The sequence below is a fragment of the Rhizobium sp. NLR8a genome, assembly GCF_019685235.1.
In the GTDB taxonomy this organism is placed as follows: domain Bacteria; phylum Pseudomonadota; class Alphaproteobacteria; order Rhizobiales; family Rhizobiaceae; genus Rhizobium.
The window spans coordinates 178,010-196,938 of sequence record NZ_JABDWI010000015.1 but is presented as its reverse complement, the minus strand read 5'-3'; the positions used below and the strand labels follow the sequence as shown (position 1 = coordinate 196,938).

The following is an 18,929-nucleotide window of genomic DNA, read 5'->3' as shown; positions in this document are numbered from 1 at the left end:
CGGAGAGGCCCCCACTGCCTCGTGCTCGCAAGGAAACACCCGTGCCCGGTCACCACGACGTCCTCGACAGATCCTATGACGCCTTCCTCTTCGATATGGACGGAACGCTGCTGAATTCCATTGCCGTCGTCGAGCGCGTCTGGAGCGAATGGGCAAGACGCCACGGCTTTGAGCCGGAAGTTTTCCTGAAAACGATCCACGGCATCCGTGCCTCCGACGTGATCCGCGGCCTCGGCTTGCCCGATGTCGATCCGGTGCACGAGGCGGATCTGCTGCTGGCCGAGGAGATGGAGGACGTCTCCGGCATCGTCGAAATCCCCGATGCCGTCCGCTTCCTCAACGCCATCCCCGACGGCAGATGGGCGATCGTCACCTCGGCGCCGATCGAACTCGCCGAGCGCCGCATGGCAGCGGCCGGCATCCCGATGCCGAAGGTGATCGTCAGCGGCGAAACGGTCAAATCGGGCAAGCCGAGCCCCGAGGGTTATCTGCTCGGTGCAAGCCGCCTCGGGGTCGACCCCGCGAACTGCCTGGTCTTCGAAGATGCCGTTGCCGGCATTCTTGCCGGGGAGGCCGCCGGCGCCGACGTCACCGTCATCACCGACACCCACGCCACGCTTTTCGAAACCCCGCATTTTTCGATTGCCAATTATCGGGCGTGGCAGCCTCGCCAGACCGCCGAAGGTCGGCTGAAGGTCGCCGCGATCTGATCGTTGCAAGCGAACTGCTTGCTTTTTGTCGGATGCAGGTTTTTTCTGCTTGCATTGCACGCGCCGAAAAACTAAACGATGCAAGCCGTTTCGGCAGGTCGGGGCGTAGCGCAGCCCGGTAGCGCACTTGACTGGGGGTCAAGGGGTCGCTGGTTCGAGTCCAGTCGCCCCGACCATTTAACTCCTTGAAGACCCTAGTCACAACATCACGTTAACGGTGAGTGCAGCGCGTGCCTGGCTGCGGTAGAGAACGGGTTGTCAGTGCGGTTTTTGCGCGATTGCGATCATCGATTTTGCCAGAAGCGGAATTCTCCCGACATATTCGAAGTCGACGTCTTCGAAACCTGTGTCGAGCAGCAGCGTGCTGAGCGTCCCCGGGGACCAGAATTTGATGTGGCCGTGCTCCTTGAGCGGCATGAAATGATCATCCATCTTTCCGCTTACCGCCAAAGCCAGATTTTTCCAGTAACCGTGAAAAGGCGTCGATACGACCGCGATGCCCCCCGGTTTCACCAGATCGTACATGGTCGCCGAGAAAGCCTTCGGGTCGTAAACATGCTCCACGACCTCTATGCTGATCACCGCATCGAAGGTCCCGTAGCGGCTGGAAAGATCGTCGTAGCCGGAACCGATTTCCAGCGGAAGACCGGGATGGACCGCTTTCGCTTTCGCAATGCCGTCCTCCGACGGATCGACGCCGACGACATCGTAGCCTTTCTCCACAAGCACCGAGGCAGCGCCGCCGGTGCCGCAGCCGAGATCAAAGACCGCCGTTTCGTTTGCCTCGTGGAAACTATTTTCAAGAACGTCGACAACGGCCGGCAGGATATAGGAATGAGCGGTCGTCGGCTTAGCGTGAACATAGGTAGTAGCATCCAGTTCAATAGACATTTTACCTCCTGAAAAAATTGAACGCGCCGAGGCAATGGTACGGCGGACTTTGACGCCAGTGTGGTGCCGTTATGGTAATAAGGTGATCACGCCGGTCGGCATTCGCCGCTATCCTCCGATGCCCAACGGCCGAACCGCTTTAATATCCTCTTCACCACGACGCGATTGAGGGTCATGCTCGCGCCGGGAATATCCCGAAGCTAATTGACAGGGTGGCGCGAAGATGCTGAAAACGGCCGGACTTCGGGTCTATGCCATTGGGCAGAGTAAATGATCAGTGTATCGAATTCGATTTTGACCATTTGAAGTAAATTATCCAATGAAGTACTCTCTTAACGGGAGTGCTTGGAAAATATTTATTCTCGTCCATTTTGGGGGTCCATCAATAATATGGACTGATATTTGTATATTTTGTTAAGGATATACAGAATTTTACGCTGGATAGTCTGCTTTTAAATTTCAGAGAACCTTTTGGTGCTTCGCATTTTTGCGAATATGTGTAGATTAGGATTGTTCCTCTCAGTGATGGCCTGGTGCGAGCGCATGGCGGATATGAACCAGAACCTAACTTGCAGGCAGGCCCTTGCCGATGCTTTCCAAGCTCTGTCGGACGAGGCGGTCAAGGCCGGCTGGCCAGAGGGCGACGTTGCCCTCGCGCTTGCCGAACTTGCCGAGGAACGAGTGATCGAGCTGACCGCCAAGGTGATCATGGAAGGCTTCATCGATCCGCCGTTCATCGCCGCTGGAGGCCGCCGCAACGGCTGAAGAATGTTGCGGTAACGCCAGATCAGGATGAAGCCGAACGGCGAATCTGAAAAATCGCAACACGCCTGAGCCGGTTCGGATCCCTGCTGCAAAATGCGCCAGACGCGCGGAAGAAATTTTATTCCGCAGGAGTTTGCGCAGTTGCTAAAGTTCGGACCCTCACGCATAATAACTTCATTGCCGGTTGCGGAGGGCGGCCGGCGATGCAAGCGTGTAGGCGTTTGCCCTCGGAGGGAAGTGCGGCGTGATGTTACGGTCATCAATTCATCCGCATGATTTACCGCTCTTTTCGGAAGATCTCGATCTGCTTTCCCAAGTGCTCGACAAGGTCTGCGACGAACGCGGCCTGGTCAGAACGACGCCGGAAGCCGAGAGGATCGGTGCGGTTATCATTCAGCTTTACAGACAGGGCGTGAGAGACGGCGGCAAACTCGCTGACCTTGCCAAGGCCTATCTCTGACCCGTGGTTCCCGCGATAAAGGATCAGACAGCGAGACGCGACGGACCAATCTGGTCAGTCGTCATTGGCGGCATTGAGATTTTCCGGCCGGATGCCGTCATCGGTTGATGTGCGTGCCCGCAACCGGATGCCGGGGCCGCCTTCATCCTGATTGCCGCTCGACAGGAAGATGATGCCGTGCGCTTCGAGAGTGCTGCGCACGTCGAACAACGCATGCGGCTCACCCTCAAACTCGCCCTTTTCCAAAGCCGTCACGATCTCGACCGGCAGGCCGCTTGCGGCGGCGAGCTCTTCGATGCTCATTCCGATCATGGCGCGCGCGCCGCGTATCTGCGTTGCTGTGATCATGACGCAAAATCTAGCGCATTTGCCGCGCTTCGCAAGTGGCGCAGCGGCTGATTGCGAGCTGCTGCGATCTTCAAGCGTCCTGCAATTTTACACCGAACAGATCGTCATGCATGCGCTCGACGGCGATACCCATGCCTCCCATGAGAGCGGCGCGGTTGCCGAATCGGCTGATCTCGATGCGCGGCGGGTAAGGGGTGCAACGCGGCAGAAAAGCGCGGATGGCGTTTACGAGCTCCGGCCTTGCACCGATACTGCCGCCGGTGATCACCAGTTCCGGGTCGAGAGTTGCTCCGATGGTGGCAATAGCGATCGCCACCAGCCTCGCCGTCTCTTCGATTGCGGCGATGGCGCTCGTTTCGCCTGCATTGAACGCAGCGAAGAGGTCGGCCACGGTAGAGGCGTTGCGCCCGCCGAAACCGGTATAGCGCCGCAGCATGGCGACGCTGCCGACCGCGCTCTCGAAGGTTCCCAGTGTAAAACCGCCTGGATCGAAAGCATCGCCGCCGAGTGGAAGATAGGCGATTTCGCCGGCCGCGCCGCGGGCACCGCGCAACAGCGCGCCATTGGCGATAATGCCCATGCCAACGCCCGTCCCAAGCGCCACGAAAGCGAAATTGCCGACCTCGATGCCGTGACCCCGCCATCTCTCCCCTTGCGCGGCGAGGTTGACGTCATTTTCAATGATCACCGGTATGCCCATCTTGTCGCTGAACGCTTGCCGCAGATCCATTGCGTCCACGCCGGGAATGTTCGGCGCGACGTTGATATGTCCGGTAGCCGGATCGAGGACGCCGGGACTGCCGAGAACGACGAGACGCAGCTTGTCGGCAGTCGTCCCCGCCGTAAGCGCGAGTTGAGTGATCAGGTCGCTGAACTGGTTGACGAGATGCGGTCCGCCGCGTGGGTCAGTGGGCACTTTGGTTTCCGCAACGACGTTACCCAACAGATCGCAGATAGCCGCAGCGATCTTGGTGCCTCCGAGATCGATGGAGACAGCCAGGCCCGCTCTTGCGTTGATTTCATAGATGATCGCATTCCGGCCCGGACGACCATCGGTCTGCCCGACAGCTTTCAGCCACCCATCATCCTCAAGATCGCGCACGACATCGGAAATCGTCTGTTTCGACAAGCCTGTCAGCTTGGCAATATCGGCGCGAGAGATCTTCCCCTTGGCTAACACGGTCCGGATCACCGTATTGGTCGAGATTTTTCGTGCGATGGGAGTCTGTACGATAGACGACGTCGTTGCCATCCGGCTGCGCGTTCCAATTAGTTCGAGGCGTATCCCTAATGTAAGGTCGGTCCGGTTCTCAACCATCGCGAAATGATGGGTTTAGTGCTCAATCCCCATCTCCGTAGCCCAGTTCAGTACACGGAAGCCGACAATTTGTCTACGTCCTTGACAAGAGAGGAGCCGCCTGTAGGCTGGGATCAACGCGTAGTCAAATGCGCGATTGAAACAGGGTCGAGGACAAGTATGCACCGTACATATTGTCTGGGTCGGCGCGTACGCGCCAAGATCGCCCAAAGAGGAACCGGCTCAGGCTGGTTCAGCTGTTTCTTCGTTTCGCATTCTGCAGGTTCCTCAATGCGGCTGTCGGGGACCTGTCTATGATTAAGCCCTCGACCAACGGGCAGCTTTCAGCCGACGCCGGTGTCTTGCTGCCTATAATGGCGCCACGCCTCCAGGCGGATGTTCATCCGGACGGATATGCCGATCTTGCCCTTTGGGGTGCCGGCAGCCTGGGGCGTGTGCGGTTTTCTCCGATCGCCGGCCCCTATAGCTACGCTCCGAACCGACTCGTCTCGAAACAGGGCGGCGTTTTCGTCGCGCAGTCGCTGCCGGTGATGCTGATCAATGGAGTGAGCCTGCAGGGCGTCTATCCAGCGCGCCGTTGCGCCTGGTGGCACGAGCCGGATGGGCGAGACGCGAAAGCGAAGGTGTTCCGCAGCGGTCATCGGAAGATTTTCGAAATGGGCTGGGGCGTCCTTATCGTGGAAGCTCGAGATGCCGATCTGCGGATTGCCTGCGGCGCCTCGAGAGACGAAGCCGAGAGAGCGCTCGATCTCAGCAGTGAAGCCATTATGACCCAAGCCGCGGAATATGTGGCGCGTTGCGACATGATGCCTGAGGCCGACCCGCTGATGCGCACTATGGTCAGCCAGGGGATCCATGCGGCCCTTTCCAGCATAAGGCGCGACGAAAATGGCGCCTTCGCCGGCCTTGCCGCCGGACAGGCCTATAGCGCTCCGGCGCGGACCTATTACCGCGACGGCTATTGGACGACGCAGCCTCTTTTGACGATTGCTCCGGAGGCGGTGCGCGACGAGATCCGACTGCTCGCCAAGGGAATACAGCCCGACGGAGAGGCCCCGAGCGGAGTTATCCTGACGGGACCGGCGCAATCGGATGCCTGGCAGCGCTTCGTCGCCGACTGCAAGGCTAATCCCAAAAGCCATAAAAGAGCCGTTCCGGAGTATCATAACCGTCCGCAGGATTGGTGGAGCGACCACTTCGACAGTCCGCTTTTCTTCATTCTTTTTCTGGATGACTATTTCGGCGTGACGAAAGACGCGGCCGAGGTGCAGCTTCATTGGCCGACAGTGAGGGCGATCATGGATCGCTATGTCAGTCTGGCCGGTCCCGACAGCGTTCTGCCGCTGAAGCCGCGCAACGACCGAGATTGGGCCGACAATGTCTTCCGTGACGGCTTTGTCTCCTACGATCTCGGCCTTTTCGTCGGCGCTATGGATGCGGTGGCGAGACTGGGCGAGGGGCATGATCCGACCCTTGCCGAACATGCGCGCAAGACCGCAATTCTTGCTCGGCGGGAAATCGAAGCCAAGCTCTTCGTCCCGGCAACGGGAGGATATCTCGACTACGGAACGCCTGGCTCTTTTGTTGAGGATCATCTGGCTCTCGACAGCCTGACCTTATCGCGATTTAGTGCTATTTCAGAGGAGAAGGCTGTCGGCCTGCTGAGAGCGTTCGAAACCAGACTTGAAACGCGCAACAATCAGGAACAGCCCTATGGCAGCTGGGGTGTGATGTGCGCCTATCCACCATTCAAGCGGCAAAGTGATTTGCGGTCCAAGACCGCTTTTCCCTACCGCTACCATAACGGCTCGGACTGGCCTTATTGGGACGGCGCTTATGCCGAAGAACGCCTTCGCCACGGGCTTGGAGGCGCCCGCTACGCATTGACACGCTGGTGGGAAACCTGCCTCGACAATGGCTGGATAGGCGCAGTGGAATATTTCTCGCCGCCTTATGGACGCGGCTCCCTGCTTCAGGGCTGGAGCGCCATGCCGGCGGCCGTCGCTTTGAAATATGGGCTTCACGCTGCAAATGCGGAGCCGATGTCATGAGCGGTTTGGCGCCGGCGGTTTCAACGGGATCCCTGATCGATCCGCATAGCAAAGGCGACGGCGCCATCGCGTTCGAATTCGGAAAAGCCAAGGTGACGGTAGAAGCCTTTGGCGCGTTCGTTTGCAGGGTCGACCCCGAGATGCACGGCCGTGACCCCATGATTTCGAAGTGCCTGCAGCTCGGTGTCGATCATCTTTCGTCCCCAGCCGCTTGCCTGAAGGCCGGGAAGGACGTTGATGTGGAGATGCGCCGGGTACTGGTGCTGAAGCCAGACCGTTCCACTGCGCGGATTTTGGATTCGTTCCAAGACGTCGGCGTCGCGCGGACGGGTCGGCGCCAGTCCGGCGACCTCTCGGCGCACCAGCGGCCACCAGCTTGCCGCCAAGTCCTGATCGAACCGGCTGGTGTCGGGTGCGGCCACGACATAGCCGGCCGGTCGGTCGTGCTGGACGAGAACAAAGGCAAAGTCTTTGGCGAACTTGAGATATGGCACCGACCAGATGTAACCGGGCAGACGCGGGTCACTATAGAGAGCGCTGGCATCGTGACCGCCATTCGCGGTTTTCAGGCAGATTTCAAAAAAGGCTTCGATATCCGCTTCAGTCGCGGGACGGATGAAGCAACCGGTGTCCATCACTTTGCCACCTCCTGCGTGGCGCTTTGTCGTTTTGGGTCGCGAGAGGAGCTGATGCACTGACGATTACCTCAGATTCGCCGGTCAGGCAAAGCTCTGGGGGAAGAAAACGTTCGGCGGCGCCTGGCGCAAGGCTCGAGCGGGGAGTGGAGAATAAACCAAGTGAGGTGGAGCAGATGAAAAGAAGCGTGAAATCGATCAACATGCTGCCGGCATTTCAAATGAAAACGGCCGTCGCGCTTGCTGGTGCAGCGCTTATGAATCTTGGCCTTTCGGCAGCCGTCAGGGCTGACGATCTGGCTGTTTGGGATGACCAGACCTACGAAGGTCAGAGTGCGGTCATAGAGCAGTTGAACAAAGAGTTCGAGGCTGCGCATCCCGGCGTTACGATCAAGCGTACCGCCCGCACCTTCGATGACATGAAGTTGACGCTGAAGCTCGCGGTTTCGGCAGGGAACGGCCCGGTCGTCACGAAAGTCAACCAGGGCGCCGGCGATATGGGCGCAATGGTCAAGGAAGGACTGCTCCTGCCGGTTGACGACTACATCAAGAAATACAGCTGGGATAAGCGCCAGTCCGATTCCGTCCTGGCGCGAGATCGCTGGGATGGGCCAAAGTTCGGGGTCGGCAAGACCTACGGCATATCAGGCCTCGCCGAGATCGTCGGCCTCTATTACAACAAGAAGATCCTCGACGACGCCGGCATAGCACTGCCGAAGACCTTCGAGGAGCTTTTGGCCGATCTCGACAAGCTGAAGGAAAAAGGCGTGGCGCCCTTCATGATGGGCAGCGCAAAGCAGCATCTCGCCCTGCACATGATCGGTGCCATCGATCAAGCCCATATCGACGCGGGCAATCGCGCCGAACTTGACGATCTGATTTACGGCAGGGGCGGTTCCTGGAATACCAAAGGCAACATCGAATCCGCAAAACTGGTGCAGAAATGGGCGCAGGGCGGCTATTTCTATCCCGGTTTCGAAGGCATTTCGGGTGACGACGCCGTTCAGCTTTTCATATCGGGGCAGGGCGCCTTCCTGATCTCGGGAACCTGGTATTTCGGTGATATGCAGCACAACCAGGATATCGGCTTCATGGCCATTCCTGCCCCGAAAGGCATTACAAAGCCGCTGAGCGTCGGAGGCGTGGATCTTGCCTGGGCAATAACAAGCCTTGCCAAAGATCAGAAAACGCAGGACCTGGCCGGTGAATATATCGACTACATGGTTTCGGAAAAAGCTGCCGAAGCCTGGGCCAATGCCAGCTATCTTCCGGCAACGTCGCTTGCGGCGGATGCGAAGCCAAAGCTCACGCCGCTGCTGAGCTCCGGCATCGAGATGTGGAAGACGCTCAACGCCAACGACGCTCTTGGCCACTATCCCGATTGGTCGAGCCCGACGATGCTGAAGACAATCGACGATAACACGCCGCTTCTCCTGTCCGGCAAGATCACGCCTGAAGCCTTTGTCGACGCTATGGACAAGGATTATCAGGCTTACCTGAAAGGTCAGAAATAAATGGCGCGGACGCAGGCCGCGACCGTCCGCGGCCTGCGTCTCGTCGACATCATCTCAAGAAATCAGCGCCGCGATCTCAGGCTTGCTGCACGACGACGATAGCGTCGGCTTCATGGAGTACCGGAATGAAGCGCTCCCCACTTGATGGCTCCGAACATACCAATTGGATCTATCTATTCCCCGGATTGCTGCTTTACGCGGCCTTTGTCTTCGGGCCGATTGTCGCGGCTTTGGCGTTGAGCCTGACCAGTTGGGACGGCTTGACCGTGCCCAAGTGGGTTGGCCTCGGCAATTACATCGATCTCTTTTCCGATGATCGTTTTTACATCGCCTTGCGCAACAATGCCGAGCTGATGATATTCTATTGCGTCCTGCCGCTCGGGCTCGGCATAGGTCTTGCCGCCTGCGTCTGGAATCTGAAGCAACGGGAACAACTCGCCCTGCGGACATTCCTGTTCCTCCCATATATCATGCCGACTGCCGTGTTGGGCATCATCTGGGCATGGCTCTACAATCCTGCATTCGGTCCGTTCAACCAGTTTTTGAGAGCGGTGGGCTTGGGCATGTTCGCACTCCCTTGGCTGGGAGATTTCAACTTCGTGCTTCCCGCGGTCGGGATCGTTGCCACCTGGTATTTCTTCGGTTTTTGCATGGTGATCTTCCTCACGGGAATCCAACGCATCGATCCCTCGCTCTTTGATGCTGCGAAGGTCGATGGTGCTTCGGCGCGAAAGACGTTTGTCTGGATAACGCTGCCGCTTCTCATGCCGGAGATCAGGGTGGTTTTGCTGCTGACGGTTATCGCGTCGATCAAAAGTTTCGACCTGATTTTCACAATGACCCGCGGCGGGCCCGCCAATGCCACGCTCGTGCCGAATATCTACATGTACCAGCTCGGTTTCGAGCTCAATCGGTTTGGCGCGGCGGCGGCCATCGCCATTGTCGGCGCGCTGCTGACATTCGCCATCAATTTTGCAATTCACCGGCTGGTGGGCTCAAAAAGTAAAGGAATGGCTTGATGAGCCGCAAGTCCAACATTCCCGCTGCCCCGCTCTTCCTTCGCCTTGTCCTCTGGCTTCTTGCATTCGTAACGATTACGCCGTTCCTGCTTCTGCTGCTCACCTCGATCAAGAGCAAGGCCGACGTTCTGCAGGGCGCGTTCGCGCTCCCGGCATATCCGCATTTCGAAAATTACCTCGATGCCTGGAACGCCGGCCATTTCAACATCTACTTCTGGAATTCGATCATCGTTGTCATTCCCGTCGTCGCGGCAAGCGTCTTTCTGGGCCTGCTGACGGGTTTTGCCTTTGCTTATCTGTCCTTTCCGCTCAGGCGCAGCCTGTTCGCTATCCTGACGCTCGGCATGATGGTGCCGGCGGAGGCCTTCATCATTCCGCTTTATTATGAAATGCGGTATCTCGGGTTGATCAACACCTATGCGGCCGTCATTGTGCCCCAGATCGCGATGTCGATCCCATTCTCGACGATCTTCCTTGCCAGCGCGATGCAGCAATTGCCAGAAGAAATTCTGGAAGCGGCCGTTCTCGATGGTGCCGGGCGCTTCTATATTTTGCGCAAGATCGTCGTTCCGCTGATGATGCCGGCAATGTCGACACTGGCGCTCTTCCTGTTCATCTGGACCTGGAACGAGTTTCTGATCCCCTTCATTCTGGTGAACGACGATGCCTATCGGACACTGCCCCTCGGCATGCTGTTTTTCCAAGGACGTTATACTGTCAACACGCCGGTTCTGACCGCCGGTGCGGTCATTGTCATTGCCCCACTCATCCTGACCTATCTCGTTTTCCAGCGACGGTTTATCGCCGGTTTGACGGCCGGCGCGACGAAATAGCCCGCCATAATGCGGCAAGACTACGCCATTCCTCCGGGCATTCGGCCGCGCCTGTGACGCGCTTCCAGCGCCGCGCAGCCCCAGACCGTGCCGAAGAGCAGATAGACATGGCGCCAGTGGTCGATGTCGATAACATTGCCGATCGTCGCATGGCCGAGAACGGAGATCCAGGCAATCATCAGGAAGGGTTGCCACGGCCGGTCGTGAAGCAGGTTCCGGAAACCCAGGATGAGCGTCCAGAGGAGCATTCCGACATAGCTGACGAAGCCGAGCCAGCCATAGGAGGTGAGCGACTTCAGCCAGATGTTATGCTCGTCCTCGGGAAACATGGTGCCGAACACGAGCGGACCGATGCCGAGCGGGCGCTCCATCATCATGGTGAAACCGATCCTGTGGCGCTCGAAGCGGCCGAGATGTTCGCCGTCATACTGCTGCACCAGCTGAGCGCGTGTTGAAAACAGCTCAGCGACCTTCGGAATCTGCAGCGCCACGAGCAGCGATGCGACCAGCATGACGATCGCCGCCAGTGACAGGATCAGCACCCGCAAGCGGAAGGCGCCGCTGCGCTCCTTCAGCAGCATGATGAAAATCAGGAGCACCACGCCGAGCGCAAAGAGACCCCAGGCGGCGCGGGAAAAGGAGAGGAAGATGCCGAGGGCAATCACGAGAAGGGCGGCTGCCTTCAACGGCGATTTCTTCAGATCGCCGACCAGAATGCCGTGGATGAGATGGAGCGACGGCGGCACCAGGAAGGGGCCGAAGACGTTCGGATCCTGGAATGCGCCTTTGGCGCGGTCATAGAGAGTGAACACTTCCGAGCCGGGAAAGGCGTGGAAATAGCCGAGTACGCCAAGCGCCGACGTGACGACGGCAGCCAGGCTCCAGGCGTTGAAGATCAGCGGCAGCCGCTTATGGCTGTCCTCGATGATTGCCCCGTAGAAAACCGCGGTCAGCGCCAGGAAGGTCGAGACAGCGATATACATCGGCGCCGTCGCAAGATCCTTCATCTGCGTCAGCGACAGCATGCCACCGAGATTGAAAGTGAGCAGAAGGGCAAGCAACGGCGCGACGCTGCGCGAAATCCTGAGACCCAGGATGAACCAGAGGCCGATCAGCCCCGCCATCCAGAGTTCATAGGGCGCCGGCTCATCGATGACGAAGCCGGAAAGGAAAACACCGAAAGCGACGAAGGCGGAGCCGATCAGCCGCAGCGTTGCCCGCTGCGGCTGGGCGACGCGCGAATATGTCGCCTGGATCGCGCTCAATAGGCGTTTTCCGTGTTGAGCAGCCGGATCGGCGTCAGGAACAGGATTTTGAGATCGAACCAGAGCGACCAGTTCTCGATATAATAGAGATCGTAGGCCGTGCGGAACTTGATTTTCTCATCGTTATCGACCTCGCCGCGCCAGCCGTTGATCTGCGCCCAACCGGTCACACCAGGCTTGACGCGGTGGCGGGCGAAATAGCCTTCGACGACATCAGCGAAGGCGCGGTCGCGCGCCTGTGCAAGAACCGCATGGGGACGCGGACCGACCAGCGAGAGCTCCCCCCGCAGCACGTTGAAAAGCTGCGGCAGCTCGTCGATCGAGGTCTTGCGGATGAACCTTCCGACACGGGTGACGCGCGGATCGCCCTTGGTCACCGCGGCCTTGCCTGAGGGGTCGGCCATGTTGGTGTACATCGAGCGGAACTTGAAGACATTGATGACTTCGTTGTTGAAGCCATGACGCTTCTGCATGAAGAAGACAGGACCTTCCGAGGTCGCCTTGATGGCGATCGCGGTTGCGGCCATCAGCGGCCAGAGCAGCGCAAGCGCGACCAGAGTGAAAAAGATGTCGAAGCCGCGTTTGGCGACGGAATCCCAGTCGCGGATCGGCATCTTGAAAATGTCGAGCATCGGCACAGCGCCGACATGCGAATAGGCGCGTGGCCGGAAGCGCAGCCGGTTGGCGTGCGCCGCAAGCCGGATATCGACCGGCAGGACCCAGAGCTTCTTCAGGAGATCGAAGATGCGGGCTTCGGCCGAAAGCGGCAGGGCGATGATCAACATGTCGATGCGCGTCAGCCGCACGAATTCGACGAGTTCCGCCACGGTGCCGAGCTTTGGGTAACCGGCGACCATGATCGGTGAGCGCTTCTCGCCGCGGTCGTCGAAGATGCCGCAGATGCGAATGTCGTTGTCGGCCTGTTGTTCGAGGATGCGGATCAGCTCCTTGGCCGGTTCGCCGCCGCCGACGATGACAGCGCGCCGCTCCATGATGCCGTTGCGCGCCCAGTTACGGATGCCGTAGGCGACAAGGAAACGCTCGGCCGCGAGAAAGAGCACGCCGACGGTGAACCATGGGACATAGGCATCGACCATCGCCCATGTGGTGCCACGAATGAGCGCGAACAGGCCGATCGTGAGGACAAGCGCAATCGTCCAGGAGGCGAGAATGCGGGGCATCAGCCGTAGCTTCGCGCGGAGTGCGGGAATGGTGTAGGTGTCGGCAAGCTGCAGGGCGATGACGGTCGAGGCCGAAGCAATCGCTGCCATGCCCGTCCGGACCAGCAAGGGATCGCTGCCGTCGCCCGGCCAGAAGTAGCGGACGATCAGGGCAATCGAAAAGAGCGCCAGGAATTCCAGGAGCCGCAATTGGCCGATAATAATGACAGGCGAACGAGTGCCGTCGCGGAACTGTTCGGCGATCTGCCGGGCATAGGGGTTGATTTCGATCGGGTCGGCGGAGTGGGCCTGACCTGCGTCGCCGCGCGCCTCGATGTCGGAAATTTGCTTGCGCAGCGCTTCCACGTCGAATTGATCGCTTTTTTCCAATTTGTTCATGGGGTTTTGTCGCTCGTTGTCAGCAAGCGAAATACCAGAAAGCCCCTAAGAAATATTTACGGGGTAACGAACACTGCTTGTTCGGCGGCGGGACTGACGAGCTCATGGTATAATTGCAGGACATCCCGCGCCATCACGGTCGAGGAAAACACGGCCTTTACTGCCTCATGCGACGGCATAGTTCTGGCGTGCCAGCCGGGCGTGCTGAGCGCTTCCGCCATGACGCGAGCGAGATCGTCGGAATTGCCGGGCTCTACAAGAGCCGGACTGTCCTTGCCGAGCACCTCGGGAATGCCGCCGACGCGGCTGGCTATGATCGTTTTGCCGGCCCCCAGCCCTTCGAGCACGATATAGGGCATCGCTTCGGCGCGAGACGGGACGACGAGATTTTGCGCCATGGCAAAGGCTTCGTGGATACGCATTGCCGGCAGCATGCCGATCCGTTTTCCGAGGCCGCGTTCGATCATCATCTCGCGATAGCGGTCGCGGTCAGGTCCGTCGCCGATCATCAATGCCGAAAGCGGCCTGCCGAGCAGCCGCTCGGTCTTGGCGAAGGCATCGACAAACAGATCGGGACCCTTGAGGTCCCGAAGCATCCCGACATAGATGAAATGCACGGCATCCGACCGGGTGTGGATCGGCTCGAATTCACGCTCTCCGATGCCGTTATAGATCAGTTTCGTCTTCGTCCGCGGCTTGCCCACCTTGCGGGCATAGGTGTCGCGCTCGTATTCGCAGATGAAGACCAGCGCATCGGTGAAATATTCCTGCAGGCGCTCCATCCTGAGGACGAACTGTCCTGTGAATGAGGAGCGCGAATAATGCAGGCTTCCGCCATGCGCGGTATAGAGGCGGGCTACGCGATACCTGTTCACCCGCAGGGCTGAGCCGGCAAGTCGCGCGAGCACGCCGCCCTTGGCGCCGTGCCCGTGCAGCACATCCGGCCGCAAACTTTTAATCTTCTTGTACGTATCCCACATCGTCGCGATATCGGACGGGCTGACCGAGCGGCGGATCGGCACGCGCGTCAGGCCGAGCGACAGATATGGGCGGATATCGTCGAACAATCTGTCCTCGTGCTCGCCGCCGGTCGAGCTGTCGCAGAGAATGCCGATGTGATGCCCGGCCTTGCTGTGTTCCTCGACCAGGTCGCGGACATGGCGGAAAATTCCGCCGACCGGCGATCTGAAGCAGTGAAGAATGCGGAGCGGCCTCTCTCTTGCCATTGCTCAGAAGAGCCGTTCGCGAACGTAGATCGTGTCGCCCGCGATGATCGGGCCGGATATATTGATGCGGCCGGTCAGCACCTGTCCGTTTATCTTGCGGGTGACATCGACCATGCTTTGGTTGGCGCGGCTGGAGAAGCCGCCGGCAACGGCGATGGCATTCTGCACGGTCATGCCCGGAACATAGGCATATTGGCCGGGCTGGCCGACTTCGCCCATGATGAAGATCGAACGGTAACGGTCGACGTCGATGGTGACATCGGGATCGCGAAGATAGCCCTGCTGCAGTTTCTGGGCGATCTGCCCTGAGAGTTGCTGGAGGGTTCGGCCGCGGGCAGGGACCTGACCGATGAGGGGGAAGGCGATGTAACCGGCCTGGTCCACCGTGTAGGTATTGGTTAGGCTCTGCTGGTCGAAGACGGTGATGCGCAGCCGATCGCCGCTATCAAGCGTATAGGGCTGGATGGTTGCCTCGTTGAAGGCTTTCGGAGCCGGCTTGTACGTCGTGCAGCCGCCCAATGCCGCCGTCATGGCTGCAAGGCTCAGGGCCAAAAGGATCTTAGGCGGGGCGACAGACATCCGCTTGTGCTCACAGAAAATGAACTCGGTGCAGCCGTTATCGATCCGTTAGGGTTAATACCCGGTAAAAGGCGCATGGCAATCCCCCAATTCTTTGCCGATCTCCTCTATTTCTTGGCGAGATCGAATTAACCGTTGCGTTACCATGGTCGTTTACGCTTGCGGCACCTTTGTTGTGGAGTAAGAGCATGTCCGGGGTAGTGCGTGATCAGGATGTGGACATCGACCTCGGCCAGTTGGTTCGCGCCGTGTGGGCGCGCCGGCTCAGGATTTTGACGATCACGTTTGCGGCGGTCGGCGTCGCCTTTGCCGGCGCCAAGATCATCTCGCCGCAATATCGCAGCGAAACACGCATCCTCATCGAACCCCGCGCGCCAGCCTTCGCCAGTACCCAGCAGGCGAACGAAGCCGGCGGCGGGCCGCTGATGGACGAGCTGAATATCGCCAGCCAGGTGCAGCTCCTGCAATCGGCCGATCTCCTCAAGAAGGTGATCAACGACCTGAAGCTCTACAATCTGCCGGAATTCGACGATGCCGCCAACGGCTCGGCGATGAGCAGCATCCTCGTGAATCTGCATCTGAAGAAGAATCCGATGGAGAACCCGCCGGAAGAACGAGTAATCGATGCTTTTGTCGAGCGGCTGCAGGTCTATCAGGTGCCGGGTTCGCGCGTCATCGGCATCAACTTCACGTCGAAGGATCCGAAGCTCGCCGCCGCCATCCCGAACGCCATGGCGAATGTCTACCTTTCCACCCAGAGCGGCGCCAAGCTCGCTTCCAATTCGGAAGCGACGCGTTGGCTCGAGCCGGAGATCGAAAACCTGCGGAAGAAGGTCAGCGATGCCGAGAAGAAGGTTGCCGAGTATCGCACCACCCACGGTCTGCTGCAAACGAACGGCACGACCACATTTCCCGCCCAGCAGCTTAATGACATCTCCGCAGAACTCACCCGCGTGCGGGGCGACAAGGCCAATGCCGAGGCGAGGGCGCAGGCGGTGCGCAATGCGCTGTCATCGGGCGAAGCCTCCGATACGCTGCCTGACATCATGTCTTCCCAGGCGATCCAGCGGCTGAAGGCTACGGAATCGGGCCTGCAGTCGCAAATATCAGATCTGCAGACCAGCCTTCTCAACAGTCATCCGAGGCTGAAGAGTCTGCGCGCCCAGCTCTCCGATATTCGCGGCCAAATCCGCCAGGAGACGCAGAAGATTCTGGCCAGCATCGAAAATGAGGCGAAAGTTGCCGACCTCCGCGCAAGCGAGCTCGAGCGCCAGAAGGACGCGGTACAGGCTAACAGCGCCCGCGCCGGCGAAGACGAGGTCGGCCTCAACGCGCTCGAGCGCGAGGCAAACGCCCAGCGCCAGCTGCTCGAAACCTATCTGGTGCGCTACCGCGAGGCCGCCTCGCGCGCCGACAGCAATTCCAGCCCGGCTGACGCCCGTATCGTTTCCCGGGCCATCGAGCCGGTCGATCCCTATTTCCCGAAGGTGGTTCCGATCGTCGTCGTCGCGGCCGTCGCAACGCTGATCCTGAGCGCCATCGTCACCATGCTCGCCGAACTCTTCAGCGGTCGGGCGCTTCGTGCTGTCGATGCGTCCCGTGACGCGGTCGAGGCGGAAACGGTCGTCGGAGACAAGGATGTGCCGCAGGCAGCACCGGCCGCCGGAAGGCCCGTCCAGCCGAGCATGCTCGCCGTTGTCACGGAGGATGACGGAAAGGATATGATCGAAGAAACGGCGGCCGCCGAAGAGGCGCCGGAGGACGACAATGAATTTTCCATTGCCTCCGTTGCGGACTACCTCACGGGCAGCCGGGCGCCGCTGGCAATCGTCATATCTCCAACTGGTGATAACGGTTCGGCGGCGACGGTTTCGTTGACGCGCATGCTCGCCGATGCCGGCCGCCGCGTCATTCTGATTGATATGACCGGCTCCGGCTATCCCACAGAACTGATGGCCGAGAACCAGGTCGCGGCTGGCATCACCGATCTGCTGTGCGGCGAGGCGGCCTTCGGCGACACGATCCACAGCGATCGTCTTTCCGATGCTCATCTGATCCCGCAGGGTCAGAGCGACGTGCGCCGCGCCATGCGCGGTGTCGACCGGCTGTCGCTGCTGCTCGATGCGCTCGCCGCCGCCTACGACCTCGTGGTGGTCGAATGCGGTGCGGCCGACGTTGCCGGCGTCTCGCGGCTCACGCGCAGCCGGGATGTTGAAATTATCCTCTCCCTACCGCGGCTAGAGGAGACGATCTTCGTTGCCCTGATGACGGAATTCCAGGCGGCGGTCTATGACCGCGTCGTGCTGATGTCGGGCGGCCAAGTGGACGAGCAGGCGCTCGGCCAGGCCGCCTGAAGCATGTCGCGCAAAACTGTGCAGCGGTTTTGCGAAGAACGACATGCGCAAGACCAAGAACGCTCAGCCAATCCGTGCGCGGATGCCCTGGGCGAATTTATAGAGCTTCGGCCGCGCCTTGATATGCGCCTTGCTCCGGGTAACGATCCGGTGTGCCGCGCCGGCGGCGAGGCCAAATGGCGAAACCGGCAGCACCACGTCGTAATGAGCGGTCTCAACCGGCGCCCAGGATCGTTTGTAGGTCTGATCGCCGAGGCCAAAATCGAACAGCGCGACGCCTTTGCCGTGCAGTCCGGAAATGGTTTGCCAATAGAGGAATTCGCCGGGGCTGGTATCGGGCACAAGATCTTCGTCGATCGCCCCGAACTGGCAGATGACGTGATCACCCTTGCGCGAAATGCCCGAGACCGCAGCGATCCGGTCCTTGTTCTCGCCCTTCAGCCGCAGCGCATGCATCTGCAGGCCGAGATACTGTCTCGCATCATCCCGCTTACCGATGAGGCCGTGCAGGAAGGCCTGTGTTTCCCGATCGGCAAAGACGTCGGGCAGGCCAAGGCTGGCGAAGCGAATACTCTTCAGGCGGAAGAAGATATCGAGCAGGCGGTGCTGTTCTTCCGATGTTTCCGGGATGGTGTGTTCGACGCCGCCGGCCGCCTCCAGACGCCTCGATTGAACGCGGAATTTCTTACGCCGGCTTTTGGCGTTGAGCTGCTTCAGCGTCTCCTCGAAATTGGAGAGCAACGGCAATTGATAGGCGTGGTTCTGGTTTTGCACCATCGGCAGTCCGGTGAGTGGGGTCTGCCTCCCGCGCCATTCCAGCGGAAGGTTTTGCAGCAGCAGCAGATCGGCATGGCCCTTTAAGGCCTGCCGAAGCTGCGCCGCGAACTTCTCCGCATCGATGCTGCCGCCACTTTCCGCAAAATTGCCGGAGAACAGACCGGTATTGATATTGCTGTGATCGGCAGCGATGAACTTTGCGACGGCCAATCCGCGGGATCTGACGATCTCGATCGGCAGAATGAAGGCCGTCTCCCCGGCATAGGTGCCTTTGAGGATCGCCAGCGGCTGGCGAAAGGCATTGACCCAGGCAGCGCACCAATCATAGCTCTGATGAAGCGAATGGAGATCATCGGTCTCCAGAGCCCGCCAATCATCCTCCAATGGCTCCATCGCGTCAAAAACCGTAATGTCGATTTTCGCCATGGCAAGTTTCATGCTCGCCTGGCGTAGGCGTGAAATCGCCATATCGGCCAGCGCGCCATCGTCCGACGACTGTTCATCAAAATCGAGCTTTTGCGTCTGCACGGGAACTCTCCGGTCAAAATGCTGAACGGGAAAGTAGGTGTGCAGGACGTATATTTGGTTTAATCGCCGCCCATCGACGAGGTTTTCCGCCGATCAC

At 59.4% G+C, this 18,929-nt stretch carries 17 protein-coding genes and 1 tRNA gene; 9 read left to right on the top strand and 9 right to left on the bottom strand.

From position 1 onward, the window contains the following. Positions 1-41 precede the first annotated feature (41 nt). Together HJC04_RS26650 and HJC04_RS26645 are read left to right on the top strand one after the other, a co-directional pair. Positions 42-710, top strand: coding sequence for an HAD family hydrolase (locus tag HJC04_RS26650; protein WP_221123466.1), 669 nt, complete (start codon positions 42-44; stop codon positions 708-710). 99 nt (positions 711-809) lie between these two features. Next, positions 810-886: transfer RNA gene (locus HJC04_RS26645), tRNA-Pro, on the top strand. An 82-nt stretch (positions 887-968) separates the two neighbouring features. On the opposite strand, the gene HJC04_RS26640 is transcribed toward HJC04_RS26645, so the two are convergent. Beyond that, complete coding sequence (locus tag HJC04_RS26640) at positions 969-1,601, bottom strand: bifunctional 2-polyprenyl-6-hydroxyphenol methylase/3-demethylubiquinol 3-O-methyltransferase UbiG (protein ID WP_221147486.1); 633 nt, start codon at positions 1,599-1,601, stop codon at positions 969-971. A 543-nt stretch (positions 1,602-2,144) separates the two neighbouring features. On the opposite strand from HJC04_RS26640, the gene HJC04_RS26635 reads away from it, so the two are divergent. Further along, the gene (locus HJC04_RS26635; protein WP_064806073.1) at positions 2,145-2,366 is read left to right on the top strand and encodes a hypothetical protein; all 222 of its coding nucleotides are present in this window, start codon (positions 2,145-2,147) and stop codon (positions 2,364-2,366) included. 247 nt (positions 2,367-2,613) lie between these two features. After that, positions 2,614-2,826: a hypothetical protein gene (locus tag HJC04_RS26630; protein WP_210628336.1), complete on the top strand. Its 213-nt coding sequence runs from the start codon at positions 2,614-2,616 to the stop codon at positions 2,824-2,826. A gap of 54 nt (positions 2,827-2,880) precedes the next feature. Here the strand turns inward: HJC04_RS26630 and HJC04_RS26625 are convergent, their stop codons facing one another. Together HJC04_RS26625 and HJC04_RS26620 are read right to left on the bottom strand one after the other, a co-directional pair. After that, entirely contained in the window at positions 2,881-3,174 is a 294-nt protein-coding gene (locus tag HJC04_RS26625) for a RodZ family helix-turn-helix domain-containing protein (protein ID WP_097598408.1), read from the bottom strand. A 70-nt stretch (positions 3,175-3,244) separates the two neighbouring features. Further along, a complete protein-coding gene (locus HJC04_RS26620) occupies positions 3,245-4,426 on the bottom strand; it encodes an ROK family transcriptional regulator (RefSeq protein ID WP_221147485.1) in 1,182 nt (393 codons plus the stop codon). A gap of 359 nt (positions 4,427-4,785) precedes the next feature. Here HJC04_RS26620 and HJC04_RS26615 point away from each other — a divergent pair, with 359 nt between their 5' ends. Beyond that, positions 4,786-6,543, top strand: coding sequence for a glycogen debranching protein (locus HJC04_RS26615; RefSeq protein WP_221123469.1), 1,758 nt, complete (start codon positions 4,786-4,788; stop codon positions 6,541-6,543). A gap of 20 nt (positions 6,544-6,563) precedes the next feature. Here HJC04_RS26615 and HJC04_RS26610 read toward each other — a convergent pair whose 3' ends face one another. After that, positions 6,564-7,178 (bottom strand): GNAT family N-acetyltransferase, encoded by a 615-nt coding sequence (locus tag HJC04_RS26610; protein ID WP_210631653.1) that lies wholly within the window; start codon positions 7,176-7,178, stop codon positions 6,564-6,566. 176 nt (positions 7,179-7,354) lie between these two features. Here HJC04_RS26610 and HJC04_RS26605 point away from each other — a divergent pair, with 176 nt between their 5' ends. From HJC04_RS26605 to HJC04_RS26595, 3 genes are all read left to right on the top strand, one after another. Continuing rightward, a complete protein-coding gene (locus HJC04_RS26605; protein WP_221123470.1) occupies positions 7,355-8,692 on the top strand; it encodes an extracellular solute-binding protein in 1,338 nt (445 codons plus the stop codon). Positions 8,693-8,817: 125 nt separating this feature from the next. Then, positions 8,818-9,711 carry a carbohydrate ABC transporter permease gene (locus tag HJC04_RS26600; RefSeq protein ID WP_210631652.1) on the top strand — a complete coding sequence of 298 codons (894 nt, stop codon included), beginning with the start codon at positions 8,818-8,820 and terminating at the stop codon, positions 9,709-9,711. Further along, entirely contained in the window at positions 9,711-10,544 is an 834-nt protein-coding gene (locus HJC04_RS26595) for a carbohydrate ABC transporter permease (protein ID WP_210628332.1), read from the top strand. The genes HJC04_RS26600 and HJC04_RS26595 overlap by 1 nt, the downstream gene beginning before the upstream one ends. A gap of 20 nt (positions 10,545-10,564) precedes the next feature. Here HJC04_RS26595 and HJC04_RS26590 read toward each other — a convergent pair whose 3' ends face one another. The 4 genes from HJC04_RS26590 to HJC04_RS26575 are packed head-to-tail and all read right to left on the bottom strand — an operon-like array spanning position 10,565 to position 15,173. After that, positions 10,565-11,809, bottom strand: a complete 1,245-nt coding sequence (locus HJC04_RS26590; protein ID WP_210628331.1) for an O-antigen ligase — start codon at positions 11,807-11,809, stop codon at positions 10,565-10,567. Further along, complete coding sequence (locus HJC04_RS26585) at positions 11,806-13,368, bottom strand: undecaprenyl-phosphate glucose phosphotransferase (protein WP_210628330.1); 1,563 nt, start codon at positions 13,366-13,368, stop codon at positions 11,806-11,808. Before HJC04_RS26585 ends, HJC04_RS26590 begins: the two co-directional genes overlap by 4 nt. A gap of 56 nt (positions 13,369-13,424) precedes the next feature. Continuing rightward, positions 13,425-14,594: a glycosyltransferase gene (locus HJC04_RS26580; RefSeq protein WP_210628329.1), complete on the bottom strand. Its 1,170-nt coding sequence runs from the start codon at positions 14,592-14,594 to the stop codon at positions 13,425-13,427. A gap of 3 nt (positions 14,595-14,597) precedes the next feature. Then, entirely contained in the window at positions 14,598-15,173 is a 576-nt protein-coding gene (locus tag HJC04_RS26575) for a polysaccharide biosynthesis/export family protein (protein ID WP_012483394.1), read from the bottom strand. Positions 15,174-15,361: 188 nt separating this feature from the next. On the opposite strand from HJC04_RS26575, the gene HJC04_RS26570 reads away from it, so the two are divergent. Beyond that, a complete protein-coding gene (locus HJC04_RS26570) occupies positions 15,362-17,527 on the top strand; it encodes a GumC family protein (RefSeq protein ID WP_221147484.1) in 2,166 nt (721 codons plus the stop codon). A gap of 63 nt (positions 17,528-17,590) precedes the next feature. Here HJC04_RS26570 and HJC04_RS26565 read toward each other — a convergent pair whose 3' ends face one another. After that, positions 17,591-18,832 (bottom strand): GNAT family N-acetyltransferase, encoded by a 1,242-nt coding sequence (locus HJC04_RS26565; RefSeq protein WP_221123473.1) that lies wholly within the window; start codon positions 18,830-18,832, stop codon positions 17,591-17,593. Positions 18,833-18,929: the final 97 nt, after the last annotated feature.